Genomic DNA, 21,746 nt, shown 5'->3' on the forward strand with positions numbered 1-21,746 from the left:
CCCCACCCGCCGACCCCCCCCCCCCCCACCCGCCCCGCCCCCGCCCCGCCCCCGCCCCCCCCCCCGCCCCCCCCCCACGCCCGGATCACCCGATTGTCATCAGGCTGGCATTGCCGCCGGCCGCGGCGGTGTTGTTGCTGACCGACCGCTCCAGCAGCAGCCATTCCAGGGCGTAGAAGGCACGGCCCCCAGCAAGGTCGTCGCGGGTCGCGCCCTGGACCGGCACCAGCGGGCCCGGCCGGGCGGCGACCGCCTGGTTCACCGCGTGCAGGGCGTCGCCGTCGCCCTCGAACAGCACCGCATCGGCCGGCGCCGAGGCCCAGTCGTCGGCGCGGGACAGGAGCGGCTTCAGCGACGCCGGCACGGCGCCGAGCAGGGCGTCGGCGACCTCTGCCGGGGCCGACAGCACGGCCTTGTTGCCGGTGGCCAGCGCCGCGCCGATCTGCAGCGCCGCGCCCGTCGCGGTCTGGGCGAGGCACAGCACCGCCCCACGCGGCTCCAGGCTGTAGCTGTTCTTCTCGCCGACCGGGCCGGGCAGCTCGAGCGTGACGCCGAGCGGGCTGCGCGCCTCATAGCCGGCGACACGGTCGGCCTCCGCCGTCCGCCCGGCCTTGCGCAGGGCCGCCGTCCAGTCGCGCAGCGGCTGGAAGCGTTTGTCGCCCGCGGCGCCATCGGCCGGCACCGGCCCGGCTTCGGGCCGGACCGAGAGCAGCCGGTACAGGTACAGCGGACCGCCCGCCTTCGGCCCGGTGCCGGACAGGCCGTGGCCGCCGAAGGGCTGCACCCCGACCACCGCGCCGATCAGGTTGCGGTTGACGTAGACGTTGCCGGCGGCGGCGCGGTGCGAGACCCGGGCGATGGTCTCGTCGATCCGGGTGTGGACGCCGAAGGTCAGTCCGTAGCCGGTGGCGTTGATCGCCTCCAGCAGCCGGTCGAGCTGGCTGCGGCGCCAGCGCAGCACATGCAGCACCGGCCCGAACACCTCGCGCTTCAGCTCGGCGATGTCGTCGATCTCGATCAGCGTCGGCGGCACGAAGGTGCCGTGCTTCGCCGCCTCCGGCAGCGGCAGGGCCTGGGTCTTGCGGCCCTTGGCCTGCATCGCCTCGATGTGCTTGGCGATGGTCGCCCGCGCCTCGTCGGTGATCACCGGGCCGACATCGACGGCGAGGCGGTCGGGGTTGCCGATCGCCAGCTCCGCCATCGCGCCCTTCAGCATGGTCAGGACGCGGTCGGCCACATCCTCCTGGATGCACAGGACGCGCAGCGCCGAGCAGCGCTGGCCGGCGCTGTCGAAGGCCGAGGTCAGCACGTCGCCCACCACCTGCTCCGGCAGCGCCGACGAGTCGACGATCAGCGCATTCTGGCCGCCGGTCTCGGCGATCAGCGGGATCGGCCGGCCCTCCGGATCGAGGCGGTCAGCCAGCACCTTCTGGATGATCTTGGCGACCTCGGTCGAGCCGGTGAACATCACGCCGCGGGTGCGGGGATCGGCGACGAGCCGCGCCCCGACCTCGCCCGCGCCCGGCACCAGCTGCACCGCCCCGGCCGGCACCCCGGCCTCGCGCAGCAGGCGCACGGCGGCGGCGGCGATCAGCGGCGTCTCCTCGGCCGGCTTGGCCAGCACGGCGTTGCCGGCGGCCAGCGCCGCCGCCACCTGGCCGGTGAAGATCGCCAGCGGGAAGTTCCACGGGCTGATGCAGACCACGGGGCCGAGCGGCCGGTGGGTGTCGTTGGAGAAGCCGTCGCGCACCTGGGCCGCGTAGTAGCGCAGGAAGTCGACCGCCTCGCGCACCTCGCCGATCGCGTTCGGCAGGGTCTTGCCGGCCTCGCGGATGATGGTGCCGAGCAGCGCCGGCATCCGCGCCTCCATCAGGTCGGCGGCGCGCAGCAGGCAGGCGGCGCGGTCGGCCGGCGGCGTGGCCTGCCAGATCGGCGCCGCCGCGGCGGCCTGGGCCATCGACTCGTCGACCTGTTCGGCCGAGGCCTCGACGACGCTGCCGACCACGTCGCGGCGGTCGGCCGGGTTACGCACGTCCCGCGCGGGCCCGTCGCGGTCGCCGTCGCCCAGCATCGGCACGGCGCGGACCACCGCATCGACCCCGGACAGGAGCGCGGCGGAAAGCGAGGCCAGGCGCTGCTCGTTCGACAGGTCGATGCCGGATGAGTTGTCGCGGCTGCCGCCGAACAGGCCGCGCGGCTGGGCGATCTTGGCGTGGGGCGCGCCGAGCGGCTGGACCTTGCGCGCCGCCTCGACCGGGTCGGCGATCAGCTCGTCGATCGAGACGTCCGGGTCGCCGATGCGGTTGACGAAGGAGGTGTTGGCGCCGTTCTCCAGCAGGCGGCGGACCAGATAGGCCAGCAGCGTCTCATGGGTGCCGACGGGTGCGTAGATCCGGCACGGCCGGTCCAGCTTGTCGCGGCCGACCACCTCCTCGTACAGCCCTTCGCCCATGCCGTGCAGGCACTGGAACTCGTACTGGCCGCGATAGTAGTTCTCGCCGGCCATCTTGTAGATGGTCGCCAGGGTCTGGGCGTTGTGGGTGGCGAATTGCGGGAACACGGCGTCCGGCGCGGCCAGCAGCTTGCGGGCGCAGGCCAGGTAGGAGACGTCGGTATAGATCTTGCGGGTGTAGACCGGGAAGCCTTCGAGGCCGTCGACCTGGGCGCGCTTGATCTCGCTGTCCCAATAGGCGCCCTTGACGAGGCGCACCATCAGCCGGTGGCCGCTGCGCCGGGCCAGGTCGACGATCCAGTCGATCACGAAGGGGCAGCGCTTCTGATAGGCCTGGACGACGAAGCCGATGCCGTTCCAGCCGGACAGCGCCGGGTCGAAGCACAGCGCCTCCAGGAGGTCGAGCGACAGCTCCAGCCGGTCGGCCTCCTCGGCGTCGATGTTGAGGCCGATGTCGTAGCTGCGGGCCAGCACCGCCAGCGCGGTCAGCCGCGGCAGCAGCTCGCCCTTCACCCGGTCGGCCTGGGCCCGGGAATAGCGCGGATGCAGGGCCGACAGCTTGATCGAGATGCCCGGCCCCTCATAGATGCCGCGCCGCTCCCCCGCCTTGCCGATGGCGTGGATCGCCTGCTCGTAGTCGCGGTAGTAGCGGTCGGCGTCGGCCCCGGTCGTGGCCGCCTCGCCGAGCATGTCGTAGGAGTAACGGAAGCCGCGCGCCTCCAGCTTGCGGCCGTTGGCCAGCGCCTCGGAGATGGTCTGGCCGGAGACGAACTGCTCGCCCATCATCCGCATGGCGATGTCGACGCCCTTGCGGATCAGCGGCTCGCCGCCGCGGCCGATCAGCCGGGTCAGGGCGGCGGACAGGCCGGCCTCGCTGCTGGTGGTCACCAGCTTGCCGGTCACCACCAGGCCCCAGGCGGCGGCGTTGACGAACATCGACGGGCTCTGGCCGACATGGGACTGCCAGTCGCCGGAGGAGATCTTGTCGCGGATCAGCGCGTCGCGGGTGGCGCGGTCGGGGATGCGCAGCAGCGCCTCGGCCAGGCACATCAGGGCCACGCCCTCATGGCTCGACAGCGAGAATTCCTGGATCAGTCCCTCGACCCCGCCGCCGACGCCCTTGGCGCGCAGCGCCTCGACCAGGCCGCGCGCGATACCGCGGGCGCCGTCGGTCACCGGCTTCGGCAGGGCGGCGCCGGCCAGGATGAAGGGCAGGCACTCCTCCTCCGGCCGGCGATAGGCGGCGGTGATCTTGGCGCGCAGCACCGTCTGCGGCTGCACCGACTGGGCGAAGTCCAGGAAGGGCTGCGGTCCGGACTCCTCCGTCGGGCCGTCGGCCGGGTCGACGCCGTCGCCCTCGTCGACGCCGCCGAAGCTCTCGCCGCGCTCGACCCGGTCGAGCATCGCCAGCATCGCCTGCTTGACCAGCCAATGCGGGGTGCGGCCTTGCTTCTCCGCCGCCGCCTTCAGCCGCGCCCGCAGCTCGTCATCGATCTTCACGCCGAACGTCGTGCTGCCCATGGCCCTGCCCCGCGGGTTTGTTGTGCGGGAGTAGTAGCACCGGAGGGGCGGGAGGTGCAACCTCGGCTAAATGGAGGTTGCACCGTCCGATATTTATTGTCATGCCCGGGCTTGACCCGGGCATCCAGAGATGTCGAAGCCGCTCTGGGTGGCCCCTGTCATTGCCGGGTCAAGCCCGGCAATGACAGGGAAACAATGGGCTCAACGCGGCTACGGCCTCACACCAGATCGCGCGGGATGTCCTCGGACCAGGAGCGTTCGGTCACGACCTGGCCGTTCTCCTTCGCCGTCAGCTCGGTGGTCAGGTGCCAGCGGTCGAGGTCGGCGGTCAGCACCGACCGGCTCTCGATCACGATGCGCCAGCCCTCGCGGCCCATCTCGTAGGACTGGGTCAGGACATAGCGGGCCGACAGCGGGTCGTTGTCGCGGATCGTGAGCTCGCGCTTCAGGCTGTGGGCCATCGTGGTGTCGATCTCGTCGAAGCGCAGGACGCCCTCGCCGAACACGCCGCCGATGCCCTCGGTGACGTAAGTGGTCTCGCCGCTGACATGGTCCTGCTTCGAATAGCGCCGGATGCTGCCGGGCGAGACCTGCGTCGTGGGCGCGGCCAAGCCGCGGACCGGCGGCTCGAACGCCATCGCATCCCCTGCCCCGCCTTGCCGCACCGGCAGGTCGAGGTGGCTGGCGCCGGTTCGCAGCGTCAGGGTGGCGGGATATGGCGCCGGCCAGACGGTCGGCCAATAGCCGGTGGCGACGGCGATGCGGATGCGGTGCCCGGCCGGGAAGCGGTGGCCGCAATCGTTCAGCCTCACCCGCACCTGATAGCGCTTGCCGGGCTCCAGCGGCGCCGGCGCCTCGTGCCCGTCGCGATGGGTCAGGTTCAGCACGCCGTAGCTGACCCGGGCCGAGCGGCCGTCCGGCGCCACGTCGCACAGCCGCACTGCCAGCTGCGCGACCGGCGCGTCCGAGGCAAGGTCCAGCAACAGCTCCGGTGCCCCCAGGATCTCGATGGGAGCGTCGAGCGGAGTGCTGTCGAAGAGCTGGGCGGCGCCGTCGTCCAGGCGCTGGTCGACCGGCAGCTCGCCGGGGCAGCCGGTGGCCATCCATTCGCCGGCCGCCTTGCCGTGGCTGAGCGGCGAGCGGACCAGGATCTCGGCCTCCGCGCCTGCGGTGTCTCCCAGCACGCCCGGCGCGTTCAGGGCCCAGCGCCGCGGCTGGATGGCGGGGCTGGGCCATTCCGCCTCGCCGACCCAGCTTCCCTCGGTCTCGGCCCTCGTGCCGGCCGGCGGGTTCCAGTCCTCGACGAAGGCGCGCAGCATCGGCTCCTCCATCACCCCGGTGTCGTGGCCCTTCAGCCACTGGTCCCACCAGCGCAGCGCCTCCTGCAGGAAGCCGATCGCCGGGCCCGGCGCGCCGTCCTGCGGATAGACATGGCCCCAGGGGCCGATGATGCCGCGGCGCGGCACCTGCAGCCCGGCCAGCAGGCGCGGCACCGCGTTGGTGTAGCTGTCGGCCCAGCCGCCCACGGCCAGGACCGGGCACTGGATCGCCGACCAATCCTCGCAGACCGAGCCGTGCTTCCAGTATTCGTCATAGCGCTGGTGGCGCAGCCACAGGGCCGGGAAGAAGGGCATCCGCTCCAGCCGCTCCAGCCATTGCCGGCGCCAGCCCTCGCCGACGATCGCCGGGTCGGCCGGCCGCGCCTGATAGGCCAGCATGATGGCGCCCCACCACAGGTTGTCGGTCAGCAGGCAGCCGCCCTGGTAGTGGATGTCGTCGGCATAGCGATGATCGGTCGAATAGACGGTGATGATCGCCTTCAGCGCCGGCGGCCGGCGCGCCGCCACCTGCAGCGAATTGAAGCCGCCCCAGGACTTGCCCATCATGCCGACGGCGCCGGTGCACCAGGGCTGCGCCGCGATCCAGGCGATCACCTCCAGCGCGTCGTCCTGCTCCTGCTTCAGGTATTCGTCCGCCATATGGCCGTCGGACTCGCCGGTGCCGCGCATGTCGACGCGGATGGCGGCGTAGCCCTGGCCGGCGAACCAGCCATGCATCGGCTCGTCCCGGCCGCGGGTGCCGTCGCGCTTGCGGTAGGGGATGTATTCCAGCACGGCGGGCGCGGGCGCCGCCTCCGCCCCCTCCGGCAGCCACAGCCGGGCGGCCAGGCGGGTGCCGTCGGACAGCGGGATCCAGATGTTCTCCTCGACGCGGATCGGCATGTCGGGGTCTCCAGGGGCAGCGGGTCAGGCGGTGGCGCGCGCGGCGAGGACCTGGTCCAGCCAGTCGCGGCGCAGCTCGGGGACGGAGGCCAGCAAGCGGCCGGTATAGTCGTGGAAGGGCGGCGTGAAGATCTCGGCCGTCGGCCCCTGCTCCACCACCCGGCCGCGCTGCATCACCGCGGTGCGGTCGGCCAGGCGGCGGACCACGCCGAGGTCATGCGTGATGAACAGATAGGCGACGCCCAGCTCGTCCTGCAGCCGGCGCAGCAGGCGCAGGATCTCCTCCGCCACCAGCGGGTCGAGCGCCGAGGTCACCTCGTCGCAGATCATCAGGTCCGGCTTGGCCGCCAGGGCCCGGGCGATGCAGACGCGCTGCTTCTGCCCGCCCGACAGCGCACCGGGCAGCCGGTCGGCGAAATCCGCGTCGAGGCCGATCAGGCCGAGCAGCCGCCCGACCTCCTGCTTCTGCTCGCGGCCCTTGAGGCCGAAATAGAAGCCGAGCGGCCGGCCGATCGCCTCGCCCACCGTCTGGCGCGGGTTCAGCGCCACGTCCGGCAGCTGGTAGACCAGCTGGATGCGGCGCAGCAGGTCGCGCTTGCGGGCGGTGTAGGAGGATGGCAGCGCCTGCCCGTCCAGCCGCACCGAACCGGCGGTCGGCGGCAGCAGGCCGGTGATCACCCGCGCCAGGGTCGACTTGCCGGAGCCGGATTCGCCGACCACCGCCAGGGTCTCGCCCCGGCGCAGCGACAGCGAGACATCCGCCAGCACCGGCGCCTTGTGATAGGCGGCGGAGATGCCGTCGACGGTCAGCAGCACTTCGCCGCCCTCGTGCCGGCGCGGCTCGCCGGCCAGGCTGGCCTGGCGCTCGCCGACCAGGCGGCGCGTGTAGTCCTCGCGCGGCGCCTCCAGCACCTGTCCGGTCGCGCCGAGCTCGACCGGCTTGCCGTGGCGCAGCACCTGGATCCGGTCGGCGATCTGCGCCACCACGGCGAGGTCGTGGGTGATGTACAGCGCCGCCGTGCCATAGCGCTGGATCAGCCGGCGCAGCAGGGCCAGCACCTCGATCTGGGTGGTGACGTCAAGCGCCGTGGTCGGCTCGTCCAGCACCAGGATGTCGGGCCGGCAGGACATCGCCATCGCGACCATGGCGCGCTGCAGCTGCCCGCCCGAGACCTGGTGCGGGTAGCGGTCGCCGAAGCGCTCGGGGTCCGGCAGGTCGAGCGCCCGGAACAGCTCGAGCATCCAGGCGCGCGCCTCGGCCTTGCCCATCGCCCGGTGGTGCCGCGGTCCCTCCAGCACCTGGCGGCCGATGGTCAGTGCCGGGTTGAAGGCGGCGGCCGCGCTCTGCGCCACATAGGCGATGCGGGCGCCACGGACCTTGGCCTTTCCGGACGGACCCTCCGACGTCAGATTCTGTCCGCCGATCGACACCGTGCCGCCGGCGATGCGGCAGCCGCCGCGGCCCCAGCCCATGGCGGCCAGGCCGATGGTCGACTTGCCGGCGCCGGATTCGCCGATCAGGCCCAGCACCTCGCCCTTCCTCAGGTCGAGATCGATGCCGTGGACCAGGACGGTGCCGTCCGGCGCCTCGACCCTGAGGCCGCGGATGGTGAGGATGTCGCTCATCGTCCCTCTCCCTGCGGCCGGCTGCGGCCGGCGAGGAGCCAGTCGACGACCAGGTTGACGCCGATGGTCAGGAGCGCGATCGCCGCCGCCGGGTACAGAGGCGCGTAGAGCCCGTAGAGGATGCCCTGCTGGTTGTCCTTCACCATCCCGCCCCAATCGGCATAGGGCGGCTGGATGCCGAGGCCGAGGAAGGACAGGCCGGCGACGAACAGGAAGGTGAAGCAGAAGCGCATGCCGAATTCGGCGATCAGCGGCGCCGCCGCGTTCGGCAGGATCTCCTTGCGGATCAGCCACCAGCTGCCCTCGCCGCGCAGCCGCGCCGCCTCGGCATATTCCATCACATTGATCCCCTGCCCCAGGATCCGGGCCAGGCGGAAGACGCGGGTCGAGTCCAGGAGTGCGATGGTGACGATCAGCACCGGCAAGGAGGAGCCGAGCGCCTGCAGCACCACCAGGGCGGAGATCAGCACCGGCACGCACATGATGGTGTCGACCAGCCGCGACAGCACGGTGTCGACCCAGCCGCCGCGCAGGGCGGCGAGGAAGCCGAGCGGCAGGCCGACCGTGAAGGACAGCAGCGAGGCGGCCAGCGACACGCCGATCGACATCTGCGCGCCGTACAGCAGGCGCGAGAGCATGTCGCGGCCGTTCTGGTCCAGGCCGAACCAGTTCAGCGCGCCGGCGGGATCGAAGGGACCGCCGAGGATGTCCTCCTCGCCATAGGGGGCCAAGAGCGGGCCGAACAGCAGCGCGGCGAGGTTGAGGGCGATGATCGCCAGGCCGATCCAGGCCGTCAGGGGAATGCGTCTCATGGCCGTCTACCGGGGGTGCCGCAGGCGCGGGTTGAGCGCGATGGCGGCGATGTCGGCCGTCATGTTCAGCAGCACATACGCCGCGCCGAACACCATGGCGCAGGCCTGCACCATCGGCAGGTCGCGCTTGGCCACCGCGTCGACCATGAAGCGGCCGAGGCCGTTGTAGTTGAACACCGCCTCGACCAGCACCACGCCGGTGATCAGATAGGCGATGTTGAAGGCGACGACGTTGACGACCGGCGCGGCGGCGTTCGGCAGGGCGTGGCGCAGCACCACCCGGCCGGTCATCAGGCCCTTGAGGTAGGCGGTCTCGACATAGGCGGAATCCATCACCGCCAGCACCGCCGTCCGGGTCATGCGCATGATCTGGGCGACGGTGACCAGCAGCAGGGTCAGCATCGGCAGCGTGGTCGCGTCCAGCCGTTCGGCCAAGCCCATGCCGGGATAGACATCGGCCAGGCTGGGGAAGACCGGGTTCTGCACCGCCAGGACCAGGATCAGCACCAGGCCGAGGAAGTATTCCGGCAGGGACACGGTGCCGAGCGCCACGATGTTCACCAGCCGGTCGAACACGCCGCCGCGACGGACCGCGGTGAGGATGCCTAAGGTCACCGCCAGGGGCACGCCAATCACCGCGGCATAGGCGGCCAGGAACATGGTGTTCCAGAAGCGCGGCCACAGCAGCTCCGCCACCGGCTGCTGGTTGGCCAGCGACCGGCCGAGATCGCCCCGGACGAAGCCCCACAGCCACTGGCCGTAGCGGAGCAGCGCCGGCTGCTCCAGCCCCAGGCTGTGGCGCAGCGCGGCCAGCGCCTCCGGCGTCGCCGACTGGCCGAGGATGGCCGAGGCGACGTCGCCGGGCAGCAGCTGGGTGCCGGCGAAGACCAGCACCGACACCAGCCACAGGGTGAAGAGCCCGAGCCCGATCCGCTTCAGAATCAGGGCCGTCATCAAGCCGCCAGCCAGACGCGCTCCGCCAGCCGCCCGCCCATGAAGTTGAACATCGGATGCGGGGTGACGCCCTGCAGCTGGGTCGACACGCCGTCGAGATAGTCGCCGAACATCGGGATCATGGCGCCGCCGTCGTTCGAGATCATCTCCTGCAGCGTCCAGTAGATCTCCTTGCGCTTGGCGTCATCCAGCAGCCCACGCGCCTCCAGCAGCAGCTTGTCGAACTGCTGGTTCTTCCAATGGGTGTCGTTCCACTTGGCGTCCGAGGCATAGGCGATGGACAGCATCTGGTCGGCGGTCGGGCGGCCGCCCCAGTATCCCATGCTGAACGGCGCCTGCATCCATACCTTGTCCCAGTAGCCGTCGGGGGATTCGCGCTTGATCGAGACGTCGATCCCGGCCTTGGCCGCTGCGGTGCGGAAGATGGCGGCGGCGTCGACCGCGCCCCCGAAGGCGGCGTCGGAGGACGACAGCTCGACCTTCAGGTCGCTCATCCCGGCCTGCTGCAGGTAGTGCTTCGCCTTGTCGGGGTCGTAGGCCCGCTGCGGCAGCTCGCTGTTGAAGAAGCGGTCGGTGCGCGGGATCGGATGGTCGTTGCCGAGCTGGCCATAGCCGCGCAGCGCCACCTTCAGCAGCTGCTCGCGGTCGATCGCGTGCTTGATCGCGAGGCGGACATTGACGTCGGAGAACGGCGCCTTGGTGCAGTCCATCAGGAAGGTGAAGTGCTGGCCGCCGGCCGACTGCACGATCTGCAGCTTCGGGTTGCGCTTCAACAGGTCGACCGTCTTGAAGTCCAGCCGGTTGATGGCGTGGACCTGGCCCGACATCAGCGCGTTGGTGCGGGCGGCGACGTCGTTGATGACGATCACCTCGACCGCATCGACATTGGCGCAGCCCGTCTACTTGCCGCGGGGGTGGGGGGTGAGGCGCGCGCGCCGGCGGGGCTCTTAGCTCCCCATCCCGAGGGGGGGGGTGCCCCCGGGGTTCGACCTTTCGGTCTCTCGGGTCGCCACCACCAGGAAGTGGTAGTCCGACAGCAGGTACGGCAGGTCGGCGTTGCCGCCGGCGAGATCGATCGCGATCTGGCTGTCGGAGAGCTTGCGGACTTCCTTGATCTGCTCGGCGATGGCGCGGGCGGCGGAGGAGGTCTCGCCGCGATGCAGGTTGATCGAGTAGATCACGTCCTCGACCGTCAGCGCCTTGCCGTTGTGGAAGGTCACGCCCTGGCGCAGGGTGAACACCCATTCGGCCGCGCCGGGCTTGGCCTCCCAGCTCTCCAGCAGCTCCGGCACCGCCTGGTTGTTCCGGTCGATCTCGACCAGCCCGTTCATCAGCATGAAGGCCTGGTTCAGCGGCACCCAGTCGGTCATCACCCGCGGGTCGAGCGTGTCGGTGGTGCTGCCGCCGCCCATGCCCAGCTTCAGCACGCCGCCCTTGCGCGGCGTATCCTGGGCGAAGGCGCGGCCACCCAGACCGGCGGCGAGGCCGAGGCCGGCGGCACCCAGCAGCAGGCCGCGGCGCGTGGTTTCGAGAGAGGGCAAGTCCCTGCGTGTCATGACCGATCCCTGTTGTCGGGTGGGCGGGCGCTCTGTGGCGCCCCGGTGCGGCAGCCGTTGCGTCGCGCTGCCTTGAGCGGCCGGACCCTAGTGGATGACGGCAATAAGTCGGACATGATTTTTGGGCATGACCTCATGAGCAAGATTCGATGCCGCTTCCCGAAGCCGCCCCCTATGCAGGGCGCCTTCGTTGCCCCGAGGTCGAATCGTGAGTCTGCCGGATGTGGTCGGCCTGGTCGGTGTCCTGGCCTATCTGCACGCCTATGCCCTGGCGCAGTTGCAGGTCCTCGCGATCACGGATGGGCGCTATGCCCTGCTGAACATCGTCGGCGGCGTGCTGGTGATGTATTCGCTGCTGTGGAGCTTCAACCTGGCCTCCTTCGTGGCCCAGGTCTTCTGGATGCTGTTCACCGTGATCGGCCTGGTGAAGGCCCGGCGGATGCGGGCGCGACCGGCGGGTTAGCCGGCGTTGCTGGCGACCAGCCAGTCCATGGCCTGGCGCACCACCCGGCGGACATGCCGGTCCAAGGGCCGCATCAGGTAGAACGACCCTTCCGAGCGCAGGTGGAAGCCATGCGCCGGCACCAGCGCGCCCGAGGCCAGCTGGTCGCGCAGCAGCCAGGTCCAGCCCAGCGCCGTGCCCAGCCCCTGGGAGGCCGCCTGCACCGCCAGGGCGTAGGAGCCGAGCCGCCAGAACCTCGCCTTTGCGGGTATCGTCATGGCTGCCGCGCCGAACCAATGCGGCCAGTCCGTCCACTCCCGCAGCGAATCCTCGATCGCCAGCAGCGTCGGCGCCGGGTCGTCCTGCAGCCCCGGCCGCCCCGGCGCCGCGACCGGCACGACGTCCTCGGTGCCCAGTACATGCAGCGCCACGCCGGCCGGCCGCTCGCGCCGGTAGAAGATGGCGAGGTCGAATTCGTCCAATCGCAGATGCTGGACGTCGTCGGTGACCCTGAGGCGCAGCTCGATCCCCGGCAGGGCGGCGTCCAGCGCCTGCAGCCGCGGCATCAGCCAGAGATCGGCGATGCCGTGCGAGCAGGCCAGCGTCACCTGCCGCGGCCCGGCCGAGCCGCGGACGCCATGCGTCACCGCCACCAGGTCGCCGAGGATGCGGCGGACCTCGGCGACATAGCTCTCGCCCAGCGGGGTCAGGCTGACGCCGGACGGGGCGCGCTGGAACAGCTTGCCGCCGATGGAGGCCTCCAGCTTCAGGATCTGGCGGCTGACCGCGCTCTGGGTCAGGCCGAGCTCGGCCCCGGCGCGGGAGAAATTGGCCAGCCGCGCCGCCGCCTCGAATACGACCAGGGCGTTGAGCGGCGGCAAACCGAGATGGGAGGAAGCGGGCATTCACACAGCCGGGGAAAACCGTCCGGCGCATCGCCGGACGAGGCGCAGCCTAGCGATTCCGCGGCGCGGCACAAGCCGTGGGCACCGAGGATCATCATCCGGGGCGACAGCAGAATCGTCATCGAACTTGTCTAGACCTCTATACGAACCCGTCCGGAGAGAGTCCGATGAGCGCCAAGACCCTGGGGCCCGAGCCCCTGATCGCCCCGACTGCCCAAGTCTCGTCCTGCCGCCTCGGCCTCTACACCGAGATCGGCGCCAACGCCGTGCTGAACGAGGTGACGCTCGGCGACTACAGCTATCTGATGGACGGGTCGATGGCCTGGTGCGTCGAGATCGGCAGGTTCTGCTCGATCGCCGCCTACACCCGGCTGAACGCCCCGAACCACCCGACCTGGCGGGCGACGCAGCATCATTTCACCTACCGGTCCGCCGCCTATGGCCTGGCGGACATCGACGACGACGACTTCTTCGCCTGGCGCCGGAATAACCGGGTGACGATCGGCCATGACGTCTGGATCGGCCATGGCGCCATCGTGCTGCCCGGGGTTACCGTCGGCACCGGGGCGGCGATCGGCGCCGGCGCCGTCGTCACCCGCGACGTGGCCCCCTACACCATCGTCGCCGGCAGCCCGGCGCGGCCGATCCGCCGCCGGGTGACCGAGGCGGTGGAGACGCGCCTCATGGCACTGGCCTGGTGGGACTGGCCGCATGAGCGGCTGCGCGCGGCGCTGCAGGACTTCCGGACGCTCGACGCCGAGGAATTCTGCGCCCGGCACGGAAGCCGGGGCTGACGGCCGGCGACGGAACTGACCGCTTCGATGACCGGTTGTTGCAACGCCCGCTGTCGCAACCGGGAGGACCGGCCGATTCCGTCGATCATCGCCGCCGCCGCGCCGACGCTGCACGACCCGCAGGCCGAGGCGTTCTATGCCGAAGCGCTGCGCGAGCTGGCCACGACCGGCCTGCCCTTCCTGCTGGCCGGGACCTATGCCGTCAGCGCCTATACCGGGATCTCGCGGCCGACCAAGGACCTGGACATCTTCTGCAAGGCCGGCGACAGCGCGCGAGTCCTCGGTCATTTCCGCGATATCGGCCATGCCATCGAGATCGAGGACGAGCGCTGGCTCGGCAAGGTGCACAAGGGCCGGCACTTCTTCGACGTGATCCACGCCTCGGCGAACGGCACCATGCCGGTGAACGACCAGTGGTTCGAGCACGCCCGCGAGATCGAGGTCTACGGCACCACCGTCCGGATCGTCGCCCCGACCGAGCTGATCTGGTCCAAGGCCTTCATCCAGATGCGCCACCGCTACGACGGCGCCGATGTGGTCCATGTCATCCTGAAGCAGCACGACCAGATCGATTGGCAGCGGCTGCTCGGCTACATGGAGCTGCATTGGGAGATGCTGCTGGTCCATCTGCTGAACTTCCGCTGGGCCTACCCGACCGAGCGCGACCGGGTGCCGCGCTGGCTGATGGACGAGCTGATGGACCGGCTGCGCCACCAGCTCGACCTGCCGCCGCCGCAGATGAAGGTCTGCCGCGGCCGCATGCTGTCGCGGGCCGACTACGCCGCCGCCGTCGAAGAATGGGGCTTCGCCGATGTCGGCGGCGAGGGCGACTGGCGCGACGCGTGAGACGAGACAGGAGAACGGGACCGACCCATGGCGGAGAACGGGAAATTCACCGTCGCCGCGATCGGCGACATCCATGTCAAGGACCAGTCCGACCCGCTGCGCGAGATGTTCGGCGAGATCGCCCGGGCCGCCGACTCCCTGGTGCTGTGCGGCGACCTGACCGACACCGGCACGGTCCGGCAGGCGGAGCGGCTGGCGGAGGACCTGCACGCCTGCCCGATCCCGGTGGTCGGCGTGCTGGGCAACCACGACTATGAATGCGGCGAGGTCGAGACCGTGCGGTCGATCCTGACCCAGGCCGGGCTGCGGCTGCTCGACGGCAGCGCGGTCGAGATCGACGGCGTCGGCTTCGTCGGGGTCAAGGGGTTCGCCGGCGGATTCGGCCGGCGGATGCTGGGCTCCTTCGGCGAGCCTGAGACCAAGGAGTTCGTCTCGGTGGCCGTGTCCGAAGCGATGCGGCTGGAGAACGCGATGCGGACGGTGAAGACGCAGCGCGCGATGGTGGTGCTGCACTACGCCCCGATCTCCGAGACGATCGAAGGGGAGCCGCTGGAGATCTACCCCTTCCTCGGCTCCTCGCGCCTGGCGGAGACGATCGACCGCTTCACCGTCAGCGCGGTGGTGCACGGCCACGCCCATCGCGGCGTGTATCAGGGCCACACCCCCGCCGGGGCACCGGTCTACAACGTCGCCTGGGCGATCGAGAAGCCGAGCGGCCGGCCCTATGCGCTGATCGAATTGTGAGTGCGCCCGAACGGAAAGGGCCGCCCTGCGGCGGCCCCTGCCCGTCGATGCGGTCGCGTCACCAGGTGCGGATGTCGCCGGTGTCGACGTGGACGAAGTTCGACCGCGGATAGTAGCCGACGCCGCCGGCCTCGAGCCCGACCGCGTTGCGGCGCAGGCTGGCCAGGCTCATATTCGGCATGAAGATGTCCGCCGCCTGGCCCTGGATATGCAGGGAGTTGCGGGCAACGCCGCGGCTGCGGCGGGCCAGCATGGCGTTGGTGGCGCGGGAGCGATAGCCGCAGACGACATGGATCGGCTCGTCCGATCCGCCCTTGCGCTGCAGCGTATACAGGATGTCGAGCAGCTTCGGATCCATGACCCGGACCTCGTCCGACCGCCAGTCGCGCAGGAAGTAATTGAACTTGGCCAGAACGTCCGGGTTGTACCAGCCGTCGGCCCAGTACTCTTCCTTGATTTCGACCAGATTGTGGGCGTCGTAGAGATGGAGCGTTCTTCGATTGGTGGCGGCAAGGGCTGAGAGTGGTGCGATGGGCGCGACGGCGGCGGCTGCAACAGCCCCGGCCGACATCCTCAGGAATTGCCGTCTCTGCATCGTTCCCGCTGCTCCTAACCTTCACTAACCGCGCATCCGGCATTTCTGACGCTTTACACGCCTATACTCGGCGCCGGGCGTTCGATGGCGTCCTTTGTGAAGCAGGGCGAAGCGGGAATCAACAGTTTCTTCTCAGCTTTACAAAGAAACTCTGTGACATAATGGCAACATTGTGGTAGATCTGTCGCAGTTTTAGTGAAGTGAAAAGTAAAAATGCCAAAAATCATAATATAGACTTTACGACTGATCGAAATCATCAAGGCAAAGTAAAAAAGGGCGACCGAAATTCGGACGCCCTTTGGAGCAACGTCGGAATCGTAGGAGGATTTCAGCGGGAAGATGCGAGTTGTTCGCGCCGGGTTTCACGGGCCTGGAGCGCTGCGATGACCTTGGCGTCGATGCCGTAGATATCGTTGCGGAACGCCACCTCGCCGGTCCGATCGATCCACGCGGTCTGGTAGACGATGTAGAGCGGCATCGGAGTCGGCAGATTGATTCGAGTCGTCGGGGTCCAGCTGCCCATCACCCGTTCCCGCCGGGCCGGCGACCAGTCGGGCGATCCCTCGAGCAGATAATCCGCCAGCCAGATCGGATCCTGCAGCCGCACGCAGCCATGCGACAGGGCTCGGTTGGTGCGCTGGAAGTAGTTCTTCGACGGCGTGTCGTGGAGATAGACGCTCCAGTTGTTCGCCATCATGAACTTGACCTTGCCGAGGGCGTTGCCCGGCCCCGGCTCCTGCCGGATGCGCAGCGACCGCATGGTGCCGGCACCGATGCCGTACCAGTCGACGTAGTCGGCGCTCATCTCGCGCGAGCCGCTGCCCCAGCCGGAGAACAGCCGGTAGTTGCGGCTGGCGAGATAGCCCGGATTGTTGCGCAGCCTCGGCAGGTACTCCTTGGCGGCGATCGAAGGCGGTATCGTCCAGGTCGGGTTGAACTCGAGATAGGTCAGGGCGCTGTTGAACAGCGGCGTCTGGTTCTTGGACTGGCCGACCACGACGTCCATGGTGCGCACCAGCTGGCCGTCGGCGACGACGTCCATGGTGAAGGCGGCAATGTTGACCATCAGGTAGTCGGGGCCGAGATCGTCCGGCAGCCAGCGCAGCCGCTCCATGCTGGCGACGATCTGGTTCATCCGTTCCGGCCCCTGCCGGTTCAGCATGGCCAGGGTGCCGCGGCCCAGGATGCCGTCCGGCTTCAGCCCGTGCTTGGCCTGGAACTGCTCGACCGCCGTCACCAGCTGCGGGTCGTAGAGCCGGCTCGGGTCGGCCGGGTCGCCGACGAGCTCGCCGGTCGCGGCCAGGCGGGCGCGCAGCACCGGCACGCGGTCGCTCTCCTGCCCCGGCCGCAGGCTCTCGCCCGGCGGGATGGTCGGCCAGCCGGCCTCGGCCAGCGTCTCGTAGCCGCCGAGCGCGCCCTTCAGCTGCTGGTACAGCGCATGCTTCGGCGCCAGGTCGGCCAGGAACCTGTCCGGATCGGGCAGCATCGACACCGCGGTGGCCAGCGCCGCCCGGTCGACCGGCTTCGGGGTGATGTCGAAGGTCTCGTCGATCTCACGCGGCACCAGCCTTCCGGCATGCACGTCGACGCCGTAGCGCATCACCGCGGCGCTGAGCAGGATCTCGGCGGCGACGACGTCATCGGTGTCGGGGGAGCGGATCAGCTCCTTCAGCGCCTCGACATAGTAGTCGGACGGGACCAGCCCCTCTTCGCGCGCCTCGGCCAGGCGTGCCACGATCGGCTCGACGCGCGGATCGAGCCGCCCGCCCATGTCGATCCACAGCGGGAACCAGCCGCGACCGGCATAGAGATCGCGCACCTCCCGCGCCTTCAGCACCACGCCGCCGACGGTGACCGTGTCCGCATCGCCGATCGCCGCCTCGATCGCGGCGCGCGGGTCGGACAGGGAGCTCGTCTCCAGCGACGCGGCCACCGGCGTCAGTCCGGCCCGGGCCACGGCCGGCAGGACGGCCGCGCCGAGCAGCAGGGACAGAAGCGGGACAACGAGGCGTCGCATCGGGTGATCTCCAGCAATCTTCAGATACGTAGCGCGGCGCCGGGGCCAGAGGAGTCCTTTTGCCGTGATCAGAGCGTGAAAGTCACACAGCGTTGCCTCATCGCAACATAAGCATGCAATTTTATCAATATCGCTTCGTGACAGGCGACGCGGCTTTGCCCCTTCCAGCCCGCGAGGCGCCCGCCTAGGGTACGCACCATGAACGCCGACACGCCCCCTTCCGTCATCGACGCCGCCAAGGGCCGTCATCCGCTGCACTCGCTCGCCCCCTATCTCTGGCCGGCCGGCCAGCTGGAGATGCGGGCCCGGGTGGTGCTGGCGGTGCTGCTGCTGGTCGCGGCCAAGATCGCCAGCGTCTACACCCCGATCTTCTACAAGGACGCGATCGACGCGCTTTCCGTGAAGGGCGCGCTGCCGCTGCTGCTGCCGGTCGGCGCGATCCTGGCCTATGGCGCCGCCCGGGTCCTGAGCCTGGCCTTCGGCGAGCTGCGCGACGCCATCTTCGCCAAGGTGGCGCAGCGCGCCATCCGCCGGGTCGGGCTCGCCGTGTTCCAGCACCTGCACGGCCTGTCGCTGCGCTTCCATCTCGACCGGCAGACCGGCGGCCTGTCGCGGGTGATCGAGCGCGGCAACGCGGCGATCGAGACGCTGCTCAGCTTCATGCTGTTCAACATCCTGCCGACCCTGGTCGAGATCCTGTTCGTGGTCGCGGTGCTGTGGTGGGTGCTCGACCTGTGGTTCGCGCTGGTGACGCTGGTCACGGTCGTCCTCTACATCGCCTTCACCCTGTGGGTGACGGAATGGCGGATCAAGTTCCGCCGCCAGATGAACGAGACCGACCAGGAGGCCAACACCAAGGCGATCGACAGCCTGCTGAACTTCGAGACGGTCAAGTATTTCGGCAACGAGGCGCATGAGTCGCGGCGCTACGAATCCTCGCTGATCCGCTTCGAGGCGGCGGCGGTGCAGAACCGGGTGTCGCTGTCGCTGCTGAACATCGGCCAGGCCGCGATCATCGCCGCCGGGCTGACCGCGGTGATGTGGATGGCGGCCCAGGGGATCGTCGACGGCCGCCTGACGGTCGGCGACTTCGTGCTGGCCAACACCTATCTGATCCAGCTGTACCTGCCGCTGAACTTCTTCGGCTTCGTCTACCGCGAGGTGAAGCAGGCGCTGGTCGACATCGAGAAGATGTTCTCGCTGCTCGGCGTGCCGCCCGAGGTGACGGACGCGCCGGGAGCGCAGCCGCTGATGGTGCAGGGCGGCACGGTCGGCTTCACCGATGTCGAGTTCGGCTACGACCCGCGCCGCGCGATCCTGAAGGGCGTGACCTTCGCCGTGCCGGCCGGGCACACCGTCGCCATCGTCGGGCCGACCGGGGCCGGCAAATCGACCGTCAGCCGCCTGCTGTTCCGCTTCTACGACGTCACCGCCGGGTCGGTGCGGATCGACGGGCAGGACATCCGCGACGTCACCCAGGCCAGCCTGCGCGCCGCCATCGGCATCGTCCCGCAGGACACGGTGCTGTTCAACGACACCATCCGCTACAACATCGCCTATGGCCGGCCGGGCGCGAGCGACGAGGAGGTGGTGGCCGCGGCGCAGATGGCGCGGATCCACGATTTCGTGCTGCGCCTGCCCGACGGCTACGACACCAAGGTCGGCGAGCGCGGGCTGAAGCTGTCGGGCGGCGAGAAGCAGCGCGTGGCGATCGCCCGCACCATCCTGAAGGACCCGGCGATCCTGCTGTTCGACGAGGCGACCTCGGCGCTCGACACCAACACCGAGCGCGAGATCCAGGCCAATCTGCGCGAGGTCAGCCGCGGCAAGACCACGCTGGTGATCGCGCATCGCCTGTCGACCGTGATCGACGCCGACGAGATCATCGTGCTGGCCGACGGCCGCATCGCCGAGCGCGGCAGCCACGCCCAGCTGCTGGCCGAGGACGGCCGCTACGCCGAGATGTGGCGCCGGCAGCAGGAGGCGGCGGAGCGCGGCGAGCTGGTGGCGCCGGAACGGCCGAACCGCGACCCGGAGATGGTCCAGGCGTCGTGACCGTCAGCGGCGCGGCCAGGCCGCGCCCGCCATCGCATCGCGAGGCAGCACCGGCGTATCGGACGCCCGGCCTGGATTGCGCACGAACACCGCGACCGCCAGCGCGCCGAGGATCGCGATGGCGCCGGTCAGCACGAAGGCGCCGGCGAAGCTGCCCGACCATTCGACCATGAAGCCGGTGACGGAGGGCGCCACAATACCGGCGAGGTTGGCGATCAGGTGGACGAAGCCGCCGACGCTGCCGACCCGCCCCTCCTCCACCGTGTCGAGGATGATCGCCCAATAGGTGTTGGCGGTCAGGTACATGAAGAAGACCGAGACCGCCATCAGCGCCACCACGCCGGCGACCCCGGTGACGATGCCGGCCAGTGCCACGCAGATTGCGGCGATGGCCAGGCTGCCGACCAGGATCAGCTTGCGCGCGAACACGGCGTTGCCGGTGCGCCGGTAGATATGGTCGCAGACGAAGCCGCCCAGCACCATGCCGATGCAGCCGACCAGCCAGGGGATGGCGTTGACCACGCCCATCGTGCCGATGCTGAGGCCCTGCGCCTTGACCAGATAGGTCGGGAACCAGGAGAGGAAGAAGTAGAGGATATAGGCGTAGCCGAAGAAGGCGAAGGCGGTGGCCAGAATCGCCGGGCGGCGCAGATAGGCGGACAGCGGCAGGCCGCCAGCCACGGCCGGGGGCTGGGCCCGCTCCTGCTCCATCTCGTCGCGCTCGACCGAACCGAGCCAGCGGTGCTGCTCCGGCCGATCGGTGGCGAGCAGCATCCAGGCCACGACCCATGCCAAGCCGACAACGGCGATGACGATGAAGGAGATGCGCCAGCCCGCCAGCACGGCGATCGACCCGACCACTGGCCCGGCCAAGGCGGCGCCGATCGGCTGGCCGGCATTGGCGATGCCGACGGCGGTCGCCTGCTCGCGCCGTGGGAACCAGTTGCTGACCACCTTGTTGGCGGTGGCGCTGAACGGCCCCTCGCCCATGCCGAAGACCACCCGCACCACCAGCAGGAAGGCGAGGCTGGTGGCGGCGGCGGTCAGGCCGCAGAACACCGACCAGACCGTCATCGCCAGGGTGAAGACGTTCTTCGGCCCGATCTTGTCGGAGGCCCAGCCGCCGACGAAGCAGAACAGGGCATAGCCGAAGAAGAAGCTGCTGAAGACGATGCCGAGCCGGGCGGGATCGAGATCGAGGTCGTCGGCGATCAGCGGCGCCGCGATCGACAGCGCCGCCCGGTCGAGGTAGCTGATGCCGCCGCCCAGGAACAGCAGGAAGACGATGAACCAGCGCAGCCGCGCTCCCATGGCGTCCCTCCCCTTTTCATATGTCCGGCCGCGCCGGCCGGCGGCTTGCCCGTGCCGCTAGGCGGCGGGCGGGCGGCCGGTGCCGCGCATCAGGATCTGCTGATGGTCACCGGTGACCTGGGCGTGGAAGGCCAGCGCGGCCTCGGACAGGTCGGAATCCGGCCGCTGCTCCGGCTCGAAGTTGCGGAATTCGTCGACGCCGCGGACCAGGGTCGCGGCGTCATGGGTGCCGACGACCTGGCGGACATAGGTGGGCAGATAGCGGATCGCGAAGCCGATGCGGCGCCGGTCGGACGGGTTGGGATCGGAGCCGTGGATCAGCCGGACATGGTGCAGCGACATCTCGCCGGGCTGCAGCTCGAGCATCCGGGCCTTCGCCTCGTCGACCTCGACCGCGATCTCCTGACCGCGCGACAGCAGGTTGTTGGCGGCGAAGGTGTCGCGATGCGGCACCTGGTCCATCATATGGCTGTCCGGGATCACCCGCATCGCGCCGTTCTCGGCCGTGCTCTCGGACAGCGCCACCCAGGCGGTGACGATATCGGCGGGGTCGAGGCCCCAATAGGTCGAATCCTGGTGCCAGGAGACGAAACCCGGGTCGTGCGGCTCCTTGATGAAGAAGCTGGAACCCCAGACCAGGATGTTCGGGCCGATGATATCCTCGACCGCGTCGAGGATGGCGGGATGGCGGATCAGCCCGTCCAGCCAGGTGAACAGGAGATGGCTCTTGTGGCGCATCGGCCCCTTCAGCGTCCCGTGCGCGCTCTCATGCGCTTCGAGATGGCGGCGGACCTGCGCCGCCTCGTCGGTCGAGAGCACCCGGATCGGGGCGTGATAGCCGTGAGTCCGGTAGTGCTCCACCGCGGCCGGGGACAGCATCTTCATGGCGGCTCC

Annotated in this window: 15 protein-coding genes and 1 pseudogene; 5 read left to right on the top strand and 11 right to left on the bottom strand. The window is 69.8% G+C overall.

What is annotated here, in order from left to right:
- Positions 1-85: 85 nt before the first annotated feature.
- From putA to ACFW16_RS20405, 6 genes and pseudogenes are all read right to left on the bottom strand, one after another.
- Positions 86-3,973, bottom strand: a complete 3,888-nt coding sequence (gene putA / locus ACFW16_RS20380; protein ID WP_380308339.1) for a trifunctional transcriptional regulator/proline dehydrogenase/L-glutamate gamma-semialdehyde dehydrogenase — start codon at positions 3,971-3,973, stop codon at positions 86-88.
- 218 nt (positions 3,974-4,191) lie between these two features.
- Positions 4,192-6,195 carry a CocE/NonD family hydrolase gene (locus tag ACFW16_RS20385; RefSeq protein ID WP_380308341.1) on the bottom strand — a complete coding sequence of 668 codons (2,004 nt, stop codon included), beginning with the start codon at positions 6,193-6,195 and terminating at the stop codon, positions 4,192-4,194.
- 24 nt (positions 6,196-6,219) lie between these two features.
- The gene (locus ACFW16_RS20390; RefSeq protein ID WP_380308343.1) at positions 6,220-7,821 is read right to left on the bottom strand and encodes an ABC transporter ATP-binding protein; all 1,602 of its coding nucleotides are present in this window, start codon (positions 7,819-7,821) and stop codon (positions 6,220-6,222) included.
- Complete coding sequence (locus ACFW16_RS20395; RefSeq protein ID WP_380308345.1) at positions 7,818-8,633, bottom strand: ABC transporter permease; 816 nt, start codon at positions 8,631-8,633, stop codon at positions 7,818-7,820. Before ACFW16_RS20395 ends, ACFW16_RS20390 begins: the two co-directional genes overlap by 4 nt.
- A gap of 6 nt (positions 8,634-8,639) precedes the next feature.
- Positions 8,640-9,587, bottom strand: a complete 948-nt coding sequence (locus tag ACFW16_RS20400; protein ID WP_380308347.1) for an ABC transporter permease — start codon at positions 9,585-9,587, stop codon at positions 8,640-8,642.
- Positions 9,587-11,143 (bottom strand): annotated as a pseudogene (locus ACFW16_RS20405) (ABC transporter substrate-binding protein). The gene ACFW16_RS20400 and the pseudogene ACFW16_RS20405 overlap by 1 nt, the downstream one beginning before the upstream one ends.
- Positions 11,144-11,351: 208 nt before the next feature.
- Here ACFW16_RS20405 and ACFW16_RS20410 point away from each other — a divergent pair.
- The gene (locus tag ACFW16_RS20410) at positions 11,352-11,606 is read left to right on the top strand and encodes a hypothetical protein (protein ID WP_380308349.1); all 255 of its coding nucleotides are present in this window, start codon (positions 11,352-11,354) and stop codon (positions 11,604-11,606) included.
- Here ACFW16_RS20410 and ACFW16_RS20415 read toward each other — a convergent pair.
- Positions 11,603-12,490, bottom strand: coding sequence for a LysR substrate-binding domain-containing protein (locus ACFW16_RS20415; RefSeq protein ID WP_380308350.1), 888 nt, complete (start codon positions 12,488-12,490; stop codon positions 11,603-11,605). The genes ACFW16_RS20410 and ACFW16_RS20415 overlap by 4 nt on opposite strands.
- A gap of 167 nt (positions 12,491-12,657) precedes the next feature.
- Between ACFW16_RS20415 and ACFW16_RS20420 the strand changes: the two genes are divergently transcribed.
- From ACFW16_RS20420 to ACFW16_RS20430, 3 genes are read left to right on the top strand one after another with little or no spacing between them, the layout of a single operon-like run.
- Positions 12,658-13,284 carry a DapH/DapD/GlmU-related protein gene (locus tag ACFW16_RS20420; RefSeq protein WP_380308352.1) on the top strand — a complete coding sequence of 209 codons (627 nt, stop codon included), beginning with the start codon at positions 12,658-12,660 and terminating at the stop codon, positions 13,282-13,284.
- Between the two features lie 27 nt (positions 13,285-13,311).
- Entirely contained in the window at positions 13,312-14,130 is an 819-nt protein-coding gene (locus tag ACFW16_RS20425; protein ID WP_380308354.1) for a nucleotidyltransferase, read from the top strand.
- A gap of 27 nt (positions 14,131-14,157) precedes the next feature.
- Positions 14,158-14,874, top strand: coding sequence for a metallophosphoesterase (locus ACFW16_RS20430; RefSeq protein WP_380308356.1), 717 nt, complete (start codon positions 14,158-14,160; stop codon positions 14,872-14,874).
- 58 nt (positions 14,875-14,932) lie between these two features.
- Here the strand turns inward: ACFW16_RS20430 and ACFW16_RS20435 are convergent, their stop codons facing one another.
- Together ACFW16_RS20435 and ACFW16_RS20440 are read right to left on the bottom strand one after the other, a co-directional pair.
- Complete coding sequence (locus ACFW16_RS20435; RefSeq protein WP_380308358.1) at positions 14,933-15,469, bottom strand: DUF882 domain-containing protein; 537 nt, start codon at positions 15,467-15,469, stop codon at positions 14,933-14,935.
- A gap of 328 nt (positions 15,470-15,797) precedes the next feature.
- Positions 15,798-17,486, bottom strand: coding sequence for a murein L,D-transpeptidase (locus tag ACFW16_RS20440; protein ID WP_380308360.1), 1,689 nt, complete (start codon positions 17,484-17,486; stop codon positions 15,798-15,800).
- 198 nt (positions 17,487-17,684) lie between these two features.
- On the opposite strand from ACFW16_RS20440, the gene ACFW16_RS20445 reads away from it, so the two are divergent.
- Positions 17,685-19,541: an ABCB family ABC transporter ATP-binding protein/permease gene (locus tag ACFW16_RS20445; protein WP_380308362.1), complete on the top strand. Its 1,857-nt coding sequence runs from the start codon at positions 17,685-17,687 to the stop codon at positions 19,539-19,541.
- 3 nt (positions 19,542-19,544) lie between these two features.
- On the opposite strand, the gene ACFW16_RS20450 is transcribed toward ACFW16_RS20445, so the two are convergent.
- Together ACFW16_RS20450 and ACFW16_RS20455 are read right to left on the bottom strand one after the other, a co-directional pair.
- Positions 19,545-20,852: an MFS transporter gene (locus ACFW16_RS20450; RefSeq protein WP_380308363.1), complete on the bottom strand. Its 1,308-nt coding sequence runs from the start codon at positions 20,850-20,852 to the stop codon at positions 19,545-19,547.
- A gap of 57 nt (positions 20,853-20,909) precedes the next feature.
- Positions 20,910-21,737 carry a phytanoyl-CoA dioxygenase family protein gene (locus ACFW16_RS20455; protein ID WP_380308365.1) on the bottom strand — a complete coding sequence of 276 codons (828 nt, stop codon included), beginning with the start codon at positions 21,735-21,737 and terminating at the stop codon, positions 20,910-20,912.
- Positions 21,738-21,746: the final 9 nt, after the last annotated feature.

This window comes from Inquilinus sp. NPDC058860 (assembly GCF_042743185.1).
Classification (GTDB): domain Bacteria; phylum Pseudomonadota; class Alphaproteobacteria; order DSM-16000; family Inquilinaceae; genus Inquilinus.

What these genes read in the sequence shown, in the direction of transcription:
- putA (WP_380308339.1), bottom strand. Translation starts at nt 3,973, where the DNA reads ATGGGCAGCACGACGTTCGGCGTGAAGATCGATGACGAGCTGCGGGCG.
- ACFW16_RS20385 (WP_380308341.1), bottom strand. Translation starts at nt 6,195, where the DNA reads ATGCCGATCCGCGTCGAGGAGAACATCTGGATCCCGCTGTCCGACGGC.
- ACFW16_RS20390 (WP_380308343.1), bottom strand. Translation starts at nt 7,821, where the DNA reads ATGAGCGACATCCTCACCATCCGCGGCCTCAGGGTCGAGGCGCCGGAC.
- ACFW16_RS20395 (WP_380308345.1), bottom strand. Translation starts at nt 8,633, where the DNA reads ATGAGACGCATTCCCCTGACGGCCTGGATCGGCCTGGCGATCATCGCC.
- ACFW16_RS20400 (WP_380308347.1), bottom strand. Translation starts at nt 9,587, where the DNA reads ATGACGGCCCTGATTCTGAAGCGGATCGGGCTCGGGCTCTTCACCCTG.
- ACFW16_RS20415 (WP_380308350.1), bottom strand. Translation starts at nt 12,490, where the DNA reads ATGCCCGCTTCCTCCCATCTCGGTTTGCCGCCGCTCAACGCCCTGGTC.
- ACFW16_RS20420 (WP_380308352.1), top strand. Translation starts at nt 12,658, where the DNA reads ATGAGCGCCAAGACCCTGGGGCCCGAGCCCCTGATCGCCCCGACTGCC.
- ACFW16_RS20425 (WP_380308354.1), top strand. Translation starts at nt 13,312, where the DNA reads ATGACCGGTTGTTGCAACGCCCGCTGTCGCAACCGGGAGGACCGGCCG.
- ACFW16_RS20430 (WP_380308356.1), top strand. Translation starts at nt 14,158, where the DNA reads ATGGCGGAGAACGGGAAATTCACCGTCGCCGCGATCGGCGACATCCAT.
- ACFW16_RS20435 (WP_380308358.1), bottom strand. Translation starts at nt 15,469, where the DNA reads ATGCAGAGACGGCAATTCCTGAGGATGTCGGCCGGGGCTGTTGCAGCC.
- ACFW16_RS20440 (WP_380308360.1), bottom strand. Translation starts at nt 17,486, where the DNA reads ATGCGACGCCTCGTTGTCCCGCTTCTGTCCCTGCTGCTCGGCGCGGCC.
- ACFW16_RS20445 (WP_380308362.1), top strand. Translation starts at nt 17,685, where the DNA reads ATGAACGCCGACACGCCCCCTTCCGTCATCGACGCCGCCAAGGGCCGT.
- ACFW16_RS20450 (WP_380308363.1), bottom strand. Translation starts at nt 20,852, where the DNA reads ATGGGAGCGCGGCTGCGCTGGTTCATCGTCTTCCTGCTGTTCCTGGGC.
- ACFW16_RS20455 (WP_380308365.1), bottom strand. Translation starts at nt 21,737, where the DNA reads ATGAAGATGCTGTCCCCGGCCGCGGTGGAGCACTACCGGACTCACGGC.